The 16186-nt window shown below is 44.9% G+C and carries 16 protein-coding genes; 9 read left to right on the top strand and 7 right to left on the bottom strand.

The window, feature by feature from the left end:
* The first annotated feature begins 91 nt into the window (after positions 1–91).
* The 4 genes from D8S93_RS04250 (at position 92) to D8S93_RS04235 (ending at position 1874) form a co-directional block, all read left to right on the top strand.
* Complete coding sequence (locus D8S93_RS04250; protein ID WP_319802961.1) at positions 92–505, top strand: NUDIX hydrolase; 414 nt, start codon at positions 92–94, stop codon at positions 503–505.
* The gene (locus D8S93_RS24820) at positions 506–979 is read left to right on the top strand and encodes a hypothetical protein (protein WP_319802960.1); all 474 of its coding nucleotides are present in this window, start codon (positions 506–508) and stop codon (positions 977–979) included. It begins immediately after the preceding gene.
* Positions 980–1215: 236 nt separating this feature from the next.
* A complete protein-coding gene (locus tag D8S93_RS04240) occupies positions 1216–1596 on the top strand; it encodes a hypothetical protein (protein WP_054867073.1) in 381 nt (126 codons plus the stop codon).
* Between the two features lie 47 nt (positions 1597–1643).
* The gene (locus tag D8S93_RS04235; protein WP_005396201.1) at positions 1644–1874 is read left to right on the top strand and encodes a hypothetical protein; all 231 of its coding nucleotides are present in this window, start codon (positions 1644–1646) and stop codon (positions 1872–1874) included.
* Positions 1875–1964: 90 nt separating this feature from the next.
* Here the strand turns inward: D8S93_RS04235 and D8S93_RS04230 are convergent, their stop codons facing one another.
* Positions 1965–2786, bottom strand: a complete 822-nt coding sequence (locus D8S93_RS04230) for a sterol desaturase family protein (RefSeq protein WP_319802959.1) — start codon at positions 2784–2786, stop codon at positions 1965–1967.
* Between the two features lie 149 nt (positions 2787–2935).
* Between D8S93_RS04230 and D8S93_RS04225 the strand changes: the two genes are divergently transcribed.
* Positions 2936–3685, top strand: a complete 750-nt coding sequence (locus D8S93_RS04225; RefSeq protein ID WP_152812493.1) for a tRNA-uridine aminocarboxypropyltransferase — start codon at positions 2936–2938, stop codon at positions 3683–3685.
* 173 nt (positions 3686–3858) lie between these two features.
* Positions 3859–4767 carry an N-acetylglucosamine kinase gene (gene nagK, locus D8S93_RS04220; protein ID WP_152812153.1) on the top strand — a complete coding sequence of 303 codons (909 nt, stop codon included), beginning with the start codon at positions 3859–3861 and terminating at the stop codon, positions 4765–4767.
* 203 nt (positions 4768–4970) lie between these two features.
* On the opposite strand, the gene D8S93_RS04215 is transcribed toward nagK, so the two are convergent.
* The 6 genes from D8S93_RS04215 to D8S93_RS04190 all read right to left on the bottom strand — a co-directional run bounded on the left by D8S93_RS04215 (position 4971) and on the right by D8S93_RS04190 (position 9945).
* Positions 4971–5237: a DUF2960 domain-containing protein gene (locus tag D8S93_RS04215; protein ID WP_005377584.1), complete on the bottom strand. Its 267-nt coding sequence runs from the start codon at positions 5235–5237 to the stop codon at positions 4971–4973.
* 74 nt (positions 5238–5311) lie between these two features.
* Complete coding sequence (locus tag D8S93_RS04210) at positions 5312–7090, bottom strand: bifunctional molybdopterin-guanine dinucleotide biosynthesis adaptor protein MobB/molybdopterin molybdotransferase MoeA (RefSeq protein ID WP_152812151.1); 1779 nt, start codon at positions 7088–7090, stop codon at positions 5312–5314.
* The gene (gene mobA, locus D8S93_RS04205; RefSeq protein WP_025534433.1) at positions 7087–7674 is read right to left on the bottom strand and encodes a molybdenum cofactor guanylyltransferase MobA; all 588 of its coding nucleotides are present in this window, start codon (positions 7672–7674) and stop codon (positions 7087–7089) included. Before mobA ends, D8S93_RS04210 begins: the two co-directional genes overlap by 4 nt.
* Positions 7652–8371, bottom strand: a complete 720-nt coding sequence (locus tag D8S93_RS04200) for an energy-coupling factor ABC transporter ATP-binding protein (protein WP_005396189.1) — start codon at positions 8369–8371, stop codon at positions 7652–7654. Before D8S93_RS04200 ends, mobA begins: the two co-directional genes overlap by 23 nt.
* 50 nt (positions 8372–8421) lie before the next feature.
* A complete protein-coding gene (locus D8S93_RS04195) occupies positions 8422–9120 on the bottom strand; it encodes an ABC transporter permease (RefSeq protein ID WP_005396188.1) in 699 nt (232 codons plus the stop codon).
* A 6-nt stretch (positions 9121–9126) separates the two neighbouring features.
* Positions 9127–9945, bottom strand: a complete 819-nt coding sequence (locus tag D8S93_RS04190) for a substrate-binding domain-containing protein (RefSeq protein ID WP_152812149.1) — start codon at positions 9943–9945, stop codon at positions 9127–9129.
* A gap of 333 nt (positions 9946–10278) precedes the next feature.
* On the opposite strand from D8S93_RS04190, the gene D8S93_RS04185 reads away from it, so the two are divergent.
* From D8S93_RS04185 to D8S93_RS04170, 3 genes are all read left to right on the top strand, one after another.
* A complete protein-coding gene (locus tag D8S93_RS04185; RefSeq protein WP_152812147.1) occupies positions 10279–11730 on the top strand; it encodes a sigma-54-dependent transcriptional regulator in 1452 nt (483 codons plus the stop codon).
* Positions 11720–13759 carry a cache domain-containing protein gene (locus D8S93_RS04180; RefSeq protein WP_152812145.1) on the top strand — a complete coding sequence of 680 codons (2040 nt, stop codon included), beginning with the start codon at positions 11720–11722 and terminating at the stop codon, positions 13757–13759. The genes D8S93_RS04185 and D8S93_RS04180 overlap by 11 nt, the downstream gene beginning before the upstream one ends.
* Positions 13760–13976: 217 nt before the next feature.
* Entirely contained in the window at positions 13977–15569 is a 1593-nt protein-coding gene (locus D8S93_RS04170) for an ABC-F family ATPase (RefSeq protein ID WP_012841837.1), read from the top strand.
* Positions 15570–16186: the final 617 nt, after the last annotated feature.

Below are 16186 nucleotides of genomic sequence, written 5' to 3'. Positions count from 1 at the left end.
AATTCAAAGGAATGGATAATGCAACTTCATGCGATTCCTTCATATCCAGAACAAGCCAAAGCTTTCTGCTTAAACAACGAGGAGTGGTTTTGTGATCGATAAAGTTTGTCCCTTCGTTCTGCGTAAGCAAAACCAAGAGCTCCTACTTTTTAAACATCCGTTGGCGGGTATTCAGCTCGTCAAGGGCACTGTTGAGACGTTTGATGAAAGTTACATCACAGCCGCGAAGCGGGAGTTAGCTGAGGAGTCTGGTATCACACATGTTCGTTCCGCACGATACTTATGCTCATGGAACAGTGGCTTTCAAAATCAAGTATGGCACTTTGTTTTGTGCGAGTGTGCTGACCTAGCGGATTCATGGATGTTTCATACGCAAGACGATGGCGGACATGATTTTGCGTTCTTTTGGCACCATATAGGGAGCGATATTTCCTCACAAGCGCATACCGTTTTTCAGAACGCGCTGGAAAAAGTTCGAAAACTGATAGACCAAGGAGTGGTGTAAGTGAAGTTGCGAGTTGGAGGTTTAACAAAGACGAATTTGTTAAAGCGCCTGAGTCAAAAGGGTGTTAAATTGAATCCCTTCGCCCAACAACTATTCGATGATGACAAAGTCGAGTGCTCAGATGAGGTTCAATCGTTCTGTTTAACGATAAAAACACCGTCTGACTTCGGACTTTATTTTGGCGCGACCCTTGGAGAAATGATTGAAGCGGCGTCGACACAAAATCTATCACCTTGTCCTTTAGCTGTTGCGCCATACCTCCGTTTGCAAGAAATTGATTTGGAGAAGGAAGAGTACCTTACTGTAGTGTCTTGCCTGCTTTCGAATGACAAATCTTATCCACGTGGTTTGTATTTAAGGGAGCTCGACGACGGATTCTGGCTACGAGGCTTTAGATGCTCGGAAGATTGTATCTTTCCGCCGTCGAAAAAGTTTGTTTTTGTGTCTGAAATAGTGAAGGAGAGTAGAGTGTGACATGCCTTTATCATCGCGCGCCTGACAACCTTTCTCACCTTATCACTTGGGAAAACTAGCGGATTTGAGCGAAATGCCAAAGCTAACACTATGCTTCTATCAGGAGCGAATAAATTTCTTTCGCACGCCTCACGTACTGTTTAAAGGCACTGTCGATCTCAAAAATGGCTATGAGATTACAAATGTTTAACTGACTTCTATATGCTTTGCGCATTCATTCAGATAAGGAAACGATAATGGATAAATTCGTCGTGTTTCTCTTATGCCTTTTTATGACAGTTGGCGGTGTGGTTCATCTTTATGACAACATTGCTAACGGTTTTTTGCCTTATGATTTTGCGCCACGCTGGTTGAATATTTATTGGAGCGCATTGGGGTTGTTAGACTTACTAGCAGTGTATCTGTTGGTGAAGCACCGTCGTTCCGGGTTAGTACTTATGCTATTGATTCTGACGACCAATGTTATTTTTAGCTCGCACGCTCACTATGCATTAGAAATATTGGACAACAATGCCGCACTTCAAATGAAAACACTCTTTTTAGGTTTTTCATTCGGCGTATCTATCTGGTTATGGAACGCGCGTAAACATCGACAATCACGCCAGATATTTCGTTAACTTTCACTTTTCATCACTCAATTAAGGATAGTAAACAGGGATTCGTTATGAACGATTTTAAAGACTTGGCCAGTTTCGCTGGTTTCAGCGTACTGACAGGTTTAAGCTTTGGTACCACTTTCTTCAGTCTGGCTTTTCTATACAGCTCAATAGAAGCACAACAAGCAATGAATACTAATGCTTTGGTGTGCACGGTGCTTGGTGTGGTTGGTTTATTTGTTGGTATTACTCAGTTAAACAAAAAACGTCAACTAACGGAGAGTGAATCCATTAGCTAGCATCGTAAGGATGAAGTGGTGTTTAACTGGTTGGTGTTTAGGTTTAGTCTATTCGCTTTGTTTACGCACTTCATCCCCAAAAACTTTTCTTCAACTGTTGCGTCTTCTTCGGTTATAGCGAAAAGGTTGCGTTAACAGCTTGTCTAATCGTTGTTCTGCTTCATTCCTAATTTCCGGTATACCAATTACGACATCATCATGGCCAAGCTCAGGCTGAGCTCGATATGTCCCAAAAAGTCGATCCCAAACAGAAAGGAAGAAACCGAAATTCGAGTTGGTTTCTTTTGCTATCACGGAATGATGAACGCGATGCATGTCTGGCGTTACTATGACGTTTCGCAGTTTATGATCCGTTGATAAAGCCAGTTTTGCATTACTGTGATTAAACATCGCACTGGCATTGAGCACTATTTCGAATACCACGACAGCGACAGGAGAAACGCCTAAAATAAATACGGTGGCAATTTTGACACCCATCGAGATGATGATTTCGATAGGATGAAAACGTGCGCCAGTGGTGACATCAATGTCGAGATCGGCATGGTGCATTCGATGAAGCTTCCACAGTGGCTTTACATAGTGAAAGACCACATGCTGAACGTAAATGACGAAATCAAGCAGAATAACCGCTAGAAGCACGTTTAACCAAGCGGGTAGGGAGAGCAAATTAAATAGTCCCCATTGTTGCTCCTGAGCGATAATTGCAGCTTGAAAGGCGGCGATAGGCATGACTAACGCAACAATCAAGCTATTCACAGCAACCAGTGATAAGTTGTTGACCCAGCGAAACCCGCGTGAAGCGGTAAGTGTTTTTCTCGGCAGTTTGTTTTCCCAAAGGGCACAAAGTAATAATACGCCGAGAAAAAAGCCTAATCTTATCCACGAGGGATCTTGAAACGTCGTTTCTGTCACTGTCATTTCCTTATTTATTACTTTATCTATGACCGAGATAAGGGTGAAATTATTTCAACAAACAGTAAGGTGCTTTGAAGGGCTTATCTTGAGGCGAAACCATAATGTCAGTAGAATCGCGCTCTACTTTTTACTTGGCATTACTTACCATGAGAATTCACGCTTTCCACCGTTTATATCAGTACCGACAATCTATCTCAACCAAGCCTTTCAACGCGCGTGGATGTAAAGTGGTTCGTTGCCAATATTGCCAGGTTTCTGAGCAACACTGTTTGTGCGATCTTCAGCCAAACATCAAGGCTAATATTGCATGTATGTTGATTGTTTCTGAAAACGAAGTATTTAAGCCAAGTAATACCGGTCGTCTAATTGCGGATACGATTCAAGAGACTTACGTTTATCAATGGAACCGAACAGAGCCATCTGAGGAGATGCTGGAGCTACTACAGGATGACAACTACCAACCAGTGATTGTATTTCCTGCAGACTATGTGGATGACCCATCTCGTTTAATTGAAGATCTGGAGCCTGCGCGATTAATAAACGAAGAGGCTCAGAACAAAAAATGGTTGTTGATTTTTATCGATGGTAGTTGGCGTGAGGCCCGAAAAATCTTCCGTCGCTCTGAGTTTTTACAGTCTCTACCAGTCCTATCTATCGAGCCGGAGTGTTTATCTGAATACATCATGCGTCGTTCTGAGAACGAGCAGCATCTTTCGACAGCTGAAGTCGCGACGTTAGTTTTGAAACAAGCCGGTGAGAATAAAGCATCGGAATGCCTGCAGTTGTGGTTTGAAGCCTTTAGAGAAACCTACATGTTGACCAAGACCCGAGTCAAAAACGATCCCAACCGACCGCATTTAAAACGTTTCAAAGAGTGGGTGAAAACCGAGAGCTGACTCTAAGGAATGAACTTTTGTTGATGGCATGTTGTTCAACTGGCTGCGGTGAGGGGATAAATCTGCATTCGGTCACGGTTTGCAGGCGTACAGATATGGATAATGCCACTAGTTTATACTTTTGACTCCAGCCATTTTTGGAGTCGTTTAAGCATTTTTTAGGAGAGAAATACATGTATTACGGCTTTGATGTCGGTGGCACTAAAATTGAATTTGGTGCATTTAACGAGAAGCTTGAGCGTGTAGCGACGGAACGTGTACCTACACCAACAGACAACTACGAGCTGCTGGTTGATACCATTGCGGAATTGGTTAACAAATACGATGCAGAGTTTGGCTGCGAAGGTACGATTGGTCTTGGCCTACCAGGTATGGAAGACGCCGATGATGCAACGGTACTAACAGTTAACGTTCCTGCGGCAAAAGGCAAACCACTTCGTGCTGATCTGGAAGCTAAAATCGGTCGCAGCGTAAAAATTGAAAACGATGCAAACTGTTTTGCGCTATCAGAAGCATGGGACGAAGAGCTTCAAGATGAGCCTTCCGTACTTGGTTTGATCCTAGGTACTGGCTTTGGTGGCGGTTTTATCTACGATGGTAAAGTTTTCTCTGGCCGTAACCACGTAGCAGGTGAGGTGGGCCATACTCGTTTACCTATCGATGCTTGGTTCCACTTAGGCGAAAACGCACCTCTGTTGGGGTGTGGTTGTGACAAGAAGGGGTGTTTAGACAGTTACCTTTCTGGTCGAGGCTTCGAGCTTCTGTATGCCCATTACTACGGTGAAGAGAAGAAAGCGATCGACATCATTAAAGCGCACGCAGAAGGTGAAGCGAAAGCCGTCGAGCACGTTGAGCGTTTTATGGAGTTGCTGGCTATCTGTTTTGCAAACATCTTTACAGCGACTGACCCATATGTTGTTGTGCTGGGTGGTGGTCTTTCAAACTTCGAATTGATTTATGAAGAGATGCCAAAACGCATCCCTAAACACTTATTGTCTGTGGCTAAGTGTCCTAAGATCATCAAAGCAAAACACGGTGATTCAGGCGGTGTACGCGGTGCTGCGTTCCTAAACATCAAGTAGTGACTGAAACCTTACTCGATATAAAGTAAGAAGAAATCTAAAGCCCCGTTTAGACCATCAAGGTAAAACGGGGCTTTTTACTTATATATCGAAGTAACCCATATACCCAAGTAACTTCTATATGCTGGGTATAGAGCACGAACAAAAATAGCATGCATAAAAAAACTCGCGACGAATCGCGAGTTTTCTGTTTACAGCTAAGCTTATTTGTTCTTTTTGCCTACGCCTAGGTTTTCTTTTTGAGCTAGGGTGATTTTACTAAAGCCTAATTTTCTGAAGTAGTTATCGCGGTAGTTTCGCACCGCTTTAGTGTCAGACACTGCTTCAATTTGTTGCTCCATCTTTAGGAACTCAGTGATATCGATACCTTCCGCTTCTGCAACCGCTTCTTGAATGTTGCGGTGCTGCTGGTATGAGAACGTCAGTTCTTTGTCTTGGTCTTTGTAAGTGTAAAGAATGGTGCGAGCCATAGCTGTCTCTCTGAAAAGGTTTCTGTATTAAACAAAAAGGCCAGACTCGCTGACCTTTGAATTTCTAGTTTGGGCTAGATTCTGCCTTGAAGTGGGATAATTGTCACGCTTTCTCCCGCTTTTACTGTATCAATAGCTGGGGAGATTTCGATTAAACAGTTTGCTTCACTCATTGAGCGCAAAATACCAGAGCCTTGCTTGCCTGTTGTACGAACGGTTAAACGGCCAGTGTTATCCAGTTCATAGATTCCTCGACTAAACTCGGTACGACCTTGTCGAGAGCGAAGATTCTCAGTCGCGATGGCATTCGCTTTCAGAGGCTTCCAGCCTTGTTCGCCTTGCATCTTACGCAGTGCAGGCTCGACAAAGTTAATGAAAGAGACCATCACGGCAACAGGGTTGCCCGGCAGACCAAAGAACGGCTTGTTGTTGATTTGACCAAACGCTAGTGGCCGTCCCGGACGCATGTTGATTCGCCAAAAATCGATTTGACCAAGTTTATCCAAGGCAAGTTTGATGTAATCCGCATCACCAACGGATACGCCACCAGAAGTCATAACCACGTCCGCTTGCGCCGATGCGTTTTCCAACGCTTCAATCATTAACTGTTCGTTGTCTTCCAGAATACCGAAATCCAAGATCTCGCAGCCGAGCTTTTCAAGCATGCCCATGATGGTAAAACGGTTGGAATCGTAGATAGAATTCGCTTTTTGCTCTGTTCCCGGCGCTTGTACTTCGTCACCTGTGGAGAACACGGCAACTTTCAATTTGCGGAACACATTCGCTTCACCAAAACCGAGAGAAGCGATCATGCCCATTTCTGGAGAGGCTAGGCGAGTGCCTGCGGTAAAGACGTCACTGCCGATAGCGAGATCTTCACCTGCTTGACGAACGTTTTGGCCTGCTTTGATATTCGCACCATTAAAGGTGACCTTGTCACCTTCTTGAGAGGCTTGCTCACGCATGACCACTGTGTCGCCGTTAAGTGGTGTTGGTGCGCCGGTCATGATCTTCACCGCTTGACCAACTTCCAGAGGCTGATCGTAAGCATGGCCCGCCATCACTTCAGCAACCACTTGGTAGCTATCGCGCTCAATATCATCACTGCGGATGGCATAACCGTCCATCGCGGAGTTGGTGTATTGCGGCACACTTACTGGTGAAATGATATGTTCCGCGAGAACGCGGCCATAGGCGTTTTCAATCTTGCATGCTTCTATTTCCGAAACCGTGTTCACCAAAGAAAGGATTTTTTCTTGGCCTTGAACCACAGAAAGGAAAGCAGGAGAAAGTGTGTCGCAACATGCGGCGTCTTTCTCTTTAGATTTTGGTGCTTTTGCATCTTGAACGTATTGGAGAACAAATTGAGCGATGGCATTCAAATCATTGATGTTCATTTGTGGCAGTTCAGAGTCCAACTCCGCACTGTCGGAAGCGATAGCAATGATGTTTTCATCGTGAGGGTAAAGCCAAGGCTTACCCACTTCTTCACGGTGCAATTCAATTTTAGGAAACGCGATGTTTTTACAGCCTTCGACCAAAACTACATCGAGGTTGTCTTCATCAAAACGTGTTAATAGGTATTCAAACTCTGCTTCGGCTTCTGGCGTTTCTGTCATTAACGCAAAACGGTTGCGAGAAGCAATCAGCATTTGAGACGCGCCAGCTTTGCGTAAACGGTAGCTGTCTTTACCCGGCTTATCGACATCGAAGTTGTGGTGCGCATGTTTTAGCATGCCAATGCGTAAACCTGCTTCAGTCAGCTTTGGCAATAGCGCTTCAAGTAGCGTGGTTTTGCCTGTGCCTGAATAAGCTGCAAAACCAAGAATAGGAATATTTAGCGTGTGTTTCATGATTCTAATTGTCCAAATTGCGCCAGTTCTTCCGGAGTGTTCAAGTTGACGAAACAGTTTGGTGAGTCGCTAAAGTCAACGTAACTGGTGTTGCACTCTTTGTAGAGCAGAATGATTTTTCGGTCGCCACGTTCTAAAAATGCGGTGAGTTTTGGCAGTACGCGCTTGTGGTAGAGCGTAAAAACAGGTTGCTGATGGTCACCATCATGAGCGACCAAAATATCACTGTCTTCTTTGGCGGCTTGGCAGAAACGCTCGACAAGGTCGGTGTTAATTTGTGGGCTATCGCAAGGTACAAATCCAACCCAGTCAGTTTCAGCATGCATCAAACCCGCGTGAATACCGCCCATAGGTCCAGGGAAATCTTTGAATTGATCACTAAATACGAAACCAAATTTGCTGTACGCATCTTGGTTTCGATTGGCATTAATTAAAATGCGTGGTGTTTGTGGAGATAAACGTTCAATAACGTGTTCGATGAGTGGCTTCTGATTTAATTCAATCAGACCTTTATCTTTTCCACCCATACGGCTGGCTTGGCCACCAGCCAAAATGACCCAACTAGTTTGTGTTGGTTGAAGCATATGCATTCTCTTGGGATGTTTCTTTTGGTATGACATACAACAGGGGAGACTCTATCAAAGTCTTGTCTTTAATCCACCACTGTTTTTTACATAAGTCGGTCAGTGCGTTGGTTTGATGGCTTGTCACCACGATACTGGAACCACGATCCAAAAGATCTTTCGCCATCACCACCAATCGTTCAATGGATTCTTGGTCTAAAGACGCACTTGGCTCATCCATCAATAAAATCGACGGTTTTAAGATCCAAGCCCTTGCCATGGCAACGCGCTGTTTTTCACCGCCGGACAACACGGAAATATGTTCGTCCGCTAAGGTTTCTAAACCTACCATGCGCAGCGCGTGAATAACTTGAGCTCGCTTATCTTTTGGTGTGTCTTGTTGATATTTCACTCCATAAACTACGTTCTCATAAACAGTGCCGTCAAAAAGGTAAGGAGATTGATGGAGATAAATCACATCGACACGACCATTGCGACGCGTCAGTCTTTTCAGCCACGTATCTTTTGGCGCAACAACATCGCCAGTAGAAGGTTTGAGCAAGCCGGCAAGGATTTTGAGTAGGGTAGTTTTGCCCACACCATTGTCACCCTTGAGATAAATGGCATCATTTGGGCCGATGGCTAACTCAGGGATGTGGAAAAGCACACGCTCTTTAAAGCGCATGGATAACTGCTCGGCGGTGATTTTTATAGTCATAATGCGCCTCTACATGGGGTTAATGGTGAGTCGTTTGTTTGCTTCATGTTCTATGTTCTGAGGTAGCCTTTGCCTCTCATGCTTGATAAGAAGAAGTTTAGTGCCAACGCTAAAGATAGTAATACAATTCCTAATGCAACTCCTTGCGCAAAAGCACCTTTGCTGCTTTCCATTGCGATAGCGGTCGGAATATTGCGCGTTACGCCCATAATGTTTCCGCCTACCATCATTGAGCAGCCCACCTCGGTTACGATACGTGAGAACCCTGCAATGATAGCTGCGAGTAGAGGAAAGCGGGTTTCCCAAATCATCGTAGCGGCCACGCGCGGAATGGAGACGCCTAGCGTGATGGCAGTTTCCACAGCGCGACGGTCGCTAGATTGCAATGCACCATGCATCATCGATACCAAAACAGGGAAACAGATTACCATTTGGCCGAAAATCATCGCCTTCTGAGTGAACAGCATTTGCCAGTCTCCCCAAGGGCCAGCGCGTGATAGCAACATATACAGCAAAAGGCCAATCACGACGGTAGGAACCGCTTGCAGAGTATTCACGATCGACAACAAAAACCATTTACCGCGAAAGTCGGTATACGCCAGTACAAAGGACATCAAAATAGCCGGCAATACCACTAAAGATATTGCCGTGATAGAAACACTAAAGGAGACCGCAACGATCTCCCATAGGTCTGCATCAAAATTCACCAGTAAGCGAAGCGCTTCCAGTGTTGTATCAGCAAGATTCATATTGCGTTATTTGCTCTCAGCATTCGCAACAAACAGTTGTTTACCGTTTAGGCGGAAACCATTGATAAGTTCCTGTCCGCGAGGGTTCACCAACCAATCACTGAATGCTTTCGCGCCTTGGTAGTTGATTGTTGGGTAACGCTCAGGATTAACAAGAATAACTTGGTACGGGTTAAACAGTTTTTCATCGCCTTGGAACAGAATTTCTAGATCCAATTTGTTTTGATAAGCCAACCATGTGCCGCGGTCTGTCATTGTGTAGCCTTGCATTTCAGACGCCATGTTTAGAGTTGGGCCCATACCTTGACCTACGCTGCGGTAGCCACCAAAGTTTGGTTCGATTTTAGTTTGAGCCCAGAAGCCCATTTCTTTTTTGTGCGTACCAGAATCATCGCCGCGAGAGATGAACGTTGCGTTTTTGTTCGCGATCTCTTTGAATACATCTAACACGCCTTCGTCATTTTTGATTTTTGCTGGGTCAGCTTTCGGGCCAACAATTACAAAGTCGTTATACATCAGTTTACGAGGTAGAACGCCGTAGCCTTTCTCAACGAATGTGCCTTCGGCTTTTGGTGCGTGTGTCATCACCAAATCTACGTCACCGTTTTCGCCCATTTTTAAGGCCTTGCCAGTACCCGCAGCGATAACATCGACTTTGTAGCCCGTGTCTTTCTCAAATTTTGGAAGCAGGTAATCAAGTAACCCTGAATGGTAAGTACTGGTAGTGGTTGCTAGGCGAACGTGCTCGCCATCTTGAGCGGAAAACGCAGAGTAACTTACAAGCGTGATTGACGTCGCAGCCAGAGTTAGCGCAATTTTTTTCATTTTTATGTATTCCTTTCCAATGATTATTTGGCATTTCTCCCGATGTATTGGGAGAGGCCTCTTGGGCGAGAGCGATTAGTTCAAAGTGCAAGTTGTCTTAGGGTGTTGGAATAACAAACACCAACATCCTGAGATCACTTGAATACGCCCCGTAGCCACCTTATAGCAAACAAGATGCCAACCTTTTACAAGCGAAAAGTGCTCGATTTATGCACTAAATCATGGGGTTATTTGCACAAAAGTTTGCGTTGGTACAAAATGTCGCACTTTTTGTAGGGTATCTCTGTTTAAACTTGGTACACTCTGTCCCATCCGAAGCCATCTGGGGTAAATATGTCTACTCAATCCCATATTAGTACAAACCAACAATATAACGCCTTTTCCGTACTGGTCGTTGATGATGAATTGGGCATGCAAGCCATTTTGAAAAAGGCATTGGGGAAGCTTTTCTCACATGTCGACACTGCTGGCAGCATCGAAGAAGCAGAGCAACTGCGTAATTCTCGACATTATGATCTGATTTTACTGGATATTAATCTGCCGGGGCGCTCTGGGATTGATTGGGAAGAAGCGTTTGAAGATGATGAAAAACGCGCCGATGTGATTTTCATGACGGGTTATGCGGATTTAGAGATTGCTATTCGCGCACTTCAACTTGGTGCTTCTGACTTTATCCTCAAGCCCTTCAACCTAGAACAAATGCTAAAAGCGGTCAGTCGCTGCATGGATCGTCGCTTGAACGAGCGCATGCAGTACGCCATGAAGCGCGATTACCAACGTCACAATACCTCCGAGATCATCGGTGGTTCAGAAAAAACGCGTCAGCTTAAGCAGCTTATTAACCAGTTTGCACCGTCGCGTGCTTCTGTTTTGGTGGAAGGTGAGTCGGGTACGGGTAAAGAGCTGGTTGCGCGAGGTATTCACCAAGCGAGTGGGCGAACGGGCCCATTTGTGCCAATCAACTGTGGCGCCATTGCGCCAGAGCTACTTGAAAGTGAGTTATTTGGTCATACATCGGGGGCGTTTACCGGTGCGAAAAAATCTCGTGAAGGTTTGTTCCGTGTTGCGAACGGTGGCACCTTATTTCTTGACGAAATTGGGGAAATGCCACTTGCAATGCAAGCGTCGCTGTTACGAGTTTTGGAGCAGCGAACTATCCGTCCTGTTGGTTCAGAAAAAGAAATCAGTATTGATGTCCGTATTGTTGCCGCCACCAACCGAAACCTGCAAGAAGAGGTCAACCAAGGAAACTTCCGCAGTGACCTGTATTACCGTTTGAATGTGCTCAAAATCGAAGTGTGTCCGCTGCGAGAGCGTAAAACCGATTTGTTTGAGCTCGTGCCATTTTTCAGCAATATGCTGACGCGGGAGCTTGGTATGCCTGCGCCAAAATGGGCGCACGAGGACATGGAAGCCATGAGTGAGTACGATTGGCCAGGCAATATTCGTGAACTGAAAAACTTGATTGAGCGATGCATTTTGCTCGGTAAACCGCCAGCGCATTATTGGCGGGAGCTGAATGGTGGACACTCATTGCCTAATGTGTCGATTACCGTTTCTCATTCTGCTGAACTACCGACGTTTAAAGAAGGTAGAGAGTTCACTGGTGAGGGGTATCCAAACAACTGGACACTGAAAGAAGTCGAAAAAGCGCATATAAAACAGGTCGTTAATTTGCACGAAGGCAACAAATCAGCCGCTGCCCGTGACTTAGGCGTGGCGCGTAAGACCTTAGAACGTAAGTATAAAGAATGGGATTCTGAGGATGAGGAATATGCCGACTAACGGCTCACAGCACAAAGGATTGTCGAAATGGACGCACCGTTTTAAAACCATGGTGCGTTATCGCTTATTATTTTTAACCTCCGCACCTATCTTTCTGACTTTGATAGCCCTGATCGGGATTACCATTTATTGGTCCATCCATTATACGTGGCAAAATGCACTGCTGGATGTTTCTGAACGTCTTGGTGTTGCGAATAACAGCGTAACGTTGTTACAGCAAAAGCAATCGAATTACGTACGTGCGTTTGCTGACTCATACGATTTTCGTATTCGCATCAATCAAGGGATACCGCAAGATGAGCTGCAAAAGTGGGTCACTGAGCAGAAGAAACGATATGCTTTAGATTTTCTCTCTTTCCAACGCGTCAACTCGATGGAAAACAAATTCCGCTTTATGGATCTCACTAAGCGAGAATCGTTTTTTGATGTACTCAATAAAGAAGAACTCGAACGCCTCGATCCTGAACTCGCTAAACGAGCGGAAGTGCCTATTCTTGCTGATGGTGGCATGGAAGCGCGTGGGTTAGTCAGTCGAACCGTGATTCCTGTGTATAGCCAAACGAATGATTTGATCGGCTTTCTTGATGGTGGTTTGCTTCTCAATAACAGCACTGTATTGGTAGATCAAATTCGCGACTTAATCTATCTCAGCGATAATGATCGCCTTCGTCCGGTTGGCACATTGACCGTATTTCTTGATGATTTGCGTGTAAGCACCAACGTTCCTCTAGACAGCGAGCATAGGCTAGGGCGCGCTATAGGCACTCGCGTGAGCGCAGAAGTGTATAACCAAGTACTTTCAAAAGGTGAGCAGTGGGTTGACCGAGCCTATGTGTATGACGCTTGGTATATTACGGCGTATCAACCGATCAAAGACCAATACGACAACGTCATTGGTATGCTTTATACCGGTTACCTAATGTGGCCATTCGTTAAAGCCTACATGACCAACATTGCAGAAATTAGCTTGATTACGGTTATGTTATTGCTGGTTTCCGGCGTGATGGTATATCGCGGTTCTTATGATCTGTTTCGACCGATCGAACGCATCCATAAAGTGGTGAAGCAGGTCCAACAAGGAAAAGAAAAACGGATTGGTCCATTGGGCTTAGATGCAGATCATGAACTTGCGCAGTTAGCCAGACAGTTTGATGATATGTTAGACGCGCTAGAAGAGCGCAAAATTGAACTGAAGAACTCCGCAGCGCAACTTGAATGCAAAGTTCAAGAGCGTACGGCAAGCCTTAGAGAAAAAACCCAAGATCTAGAGCTGCATATTCAATTGCTCAACCAAACTCGCGACAAACTCGTTGTTCATGAAAAACTGGCAGCACTGGGAGAACTCACCGCGGGGATTGCTCACGAAATTAATAACCCAACCGCCGTGATTCTTGGCAACGTGGAGTTGATCCATTTTGAATTGGGTGACGATGCAAGTCGAGTACAAGAAGAGATTGATGCTATTCACGCGCAAATCGACCGTATTCGCAATATCACGCGCAGTTTATTGCAATACAGTCGCCAAGGTGGTGTTCAAGATGAAATCACTTGGCAACATGTCAATCCTATCATTGATGAAAGCATCACCTTGGTTAAAACGGGCACCAAGAAACGCGACGTTGAGTTTGTGACTGATCTACAAGCGCATACGTCCGTTGAGATAAACCGTCACCACTTGCTACAAATCTTAGTTAATTTGCAAATGAATGCCATTCACGCAATGAACGGCAAAGGCACGTTAACCGTAGTCAGTGAAGACTGGATTGAAGAGGGCGAGGTGAAAGGAGCCACGATTCATGTTATCGACGAGGGTTGCGGTATTAAGCCAGAAAACTTGAGTCGAATCTTCTCACCATTTTACACAACGAAGCGAGAAGGTACAGGGTTAGGGCTGTCGGTCTCCCAAAGTATCCTCAGCCAAACGGGTGGTGAGCTAAAAGCCGAGTCGGAATGGGGAAAGGGCAGTAAATTTAGTATTTATTTACCTAAAAAAGCCGAGCTGATCCTAGAGGTGACGAATATCGCTTAGTCACTTTTTGGAAGTATTAATGAAAAAAGAGCCAGTGATGATGCTGGCTCTTTTTGGTATTCAATGACGCATTTGTGCTTGAGCTTTTTGCTTTGAAGAAGCACTGCGATGGTTTCACTAGCGATGAATTAATAAAAACAACACTTGCAGTATGTAGCATGAACAAGTACCGTTGCCCGGTTTTTCTAAATACACCCCAATTGCTAAGGTAAAGGTTTTGATCTCCACAGCGAATATTACTCAACAATTCGGCGCTAAGCCGCTATTCGAAAACATTTCAGTTAAGTTCGGCGAAGGTAATCGCTACGGCTTAATTGGAGCTAACGGTTGTGGTAAATCAACCTTTATGAAGATCCTCAGCGGCGAGCTTGAGCAAACCAGCGGTAACGTGAGTTACGATCCAAACGAGCGCGTTGCAAAACTAAACCAGGACCAGTTCGCTTACGAAGAATTTACGGTAATCGATACCGTTATCATGGGTCATAAAGAGCTATGGGAAGTGAAGAAAGAGCGTGACCGTATCTACTCACTTGCTGAAATGAGTGAAGAAGACGGCATGAAAGTGGCTGACCTAGAAGTTCAGTTTGCGGAAATGGACGGCTACATGGCAGAAGCCAAAGCGGGCGAGCTTCTTCTTGCGGTGGGTATTCCAATGGAGCAGCACTTCGGCCTAATGAGTGAAGTGGCGCCGGGCTGGAAACTTCGTGTGCTTCTAGCGCAAGTTCTATTCGCAGACCCAGACGTTATGCTGCTTGACGAACCTACCAACAACTTGGACATGGATACGATCCGTTGGTTGGAAGACACGCTAAATGCGCGTAACTGCACCATGATCATCATCTCGCACGACCGCCACTTCCTAAACTCAGTATGTACGCACATGGCTGACTTGGATTACGGTGAACTGCGCATTTACCCAGGTAACTATGATGAGTACATGACAGCAGCTTCTCAAGCTCGTGAACGTCTATTAAACGACAACGCGAAGAAGAAAGCACAAATTGCAGAGCTACAAACGTTCGTTGCACGTTTCTCAGCAAACGCATCGAAAGCAAAACAAGCGACATCTCGTGCTAAGCAAATCGACAAGATCAAACTGGATGAAGTTAAAGCGTCTAGCCGTCAAAACCCATTCATTCGTTTCGAACAGTCGAAAGAGCTGTTCCGTAACGCTCTGATTGTTGAAAACCTAAGCCAAGGTTTCGAAGAGGACTTGTTCTCAGACTTCAATGCAATTTTTGAAGTGGGTGAGCGCGTTGCGATCATCGGTGAGAACGGTGTGGGTAAAACAACACTTCTAAACACGCTTGCTGGTGTGCTTGAACCGCGTGCAGGTGAGTACAAATGGTCTGAAAACTCAAATATCGGTTACTACGCGCAAGACCACGCGCATGACTTTGCAGAAGACATGAACCTAACGGATTGGATGGGTCAATGGCGTCAAGAAGGTGATGACGAGCAAGTCGTTCGTGGTTTCCTTGGTCGTATGCTGTTTGGTCAAGACGACATTAAGAAGTCAGTAAAAGTACTATCTGGTGGTGAGCAAGGTCGTATGTTGCTTGGTAAGCTGATGATGCACAAGCCAAACATGCTGCTAATGGACGAACCAACCAACCACATGGACATGGAATCGATTGAATCTTTGAACACCGCGCTTGAGCAATACAAAGGCACGTTGTTCTTCGTATCTCACGACCGTGTATTCGTAGACTCGCTAGCAACTCGTATTATCGAAATTCGCGATGGCAAGATCACGGACTTCAAAGGCACGTACTCTGAGTTCCTAAAATCTCGTGGCGTTGACGCGTAATTACTCGTAAAGCGTTTAAAAAGCAAAAGCCTCGTATTTAGCCAAGCCGTTCTCTTAAATTGTTGAAAATTTAGCAATGAAAGACAATAAGACCTATAATTCAGTTAGTTAATGGATTATAGGTCTTTTTTTATGGGTAAGATATCTTTCCGAGAGGATTCTAAGGGCAAAGAACGGATACCCTTAAAAGAAGCTGATATTCAGGTGAATACTTGTAAAAATCCTAAATGCTCTCAATTCGGATTAGAGCCAGAGTTGAGGCGCAGTATTATACATAATTTCAATGACGGTCAACCTAAAAGAGATCCTTTTTATGCTATCAGCGGCTTGGCTGCTGACACTCCAGGGTTAAAGTGCAAGGCATGTAATGTTATCTCCCCAATCAAGAGCAATAAGGGCGTAAATCAAGAGTACAAGCGTCTTAGTCTGTACCTAGAGAGCCAAAAGCACGCTTGCCCTAACCATGAATGTAGTAATCATTTACTAGATGTAAATGCAAACCCAAAGTCATACTACAAATTTGGCTTGACCAATGGTTCTCAACGATTTCAATGTAAGTTATGTAGAAAAACCTTTTCTACAGGCTCAAAAGAAGAACCCAGAGGAAGTCTGAGAAG

It is taken from the genome of Vibrio sp. VGrn 2, from assembly GCF_009361695.1.
Lineage (GTDB): Bacteria > Pseudomonadota > Gammaproteobacteria > Enterobacterales > Vibrionaceae > Vibrio > Vibrio diabolicus.
The sequence above is the reverse complement of the archived record's forward strand: the minus strand, read 5'-3'. Positions and strand labels throughout refer to the sequence as shown.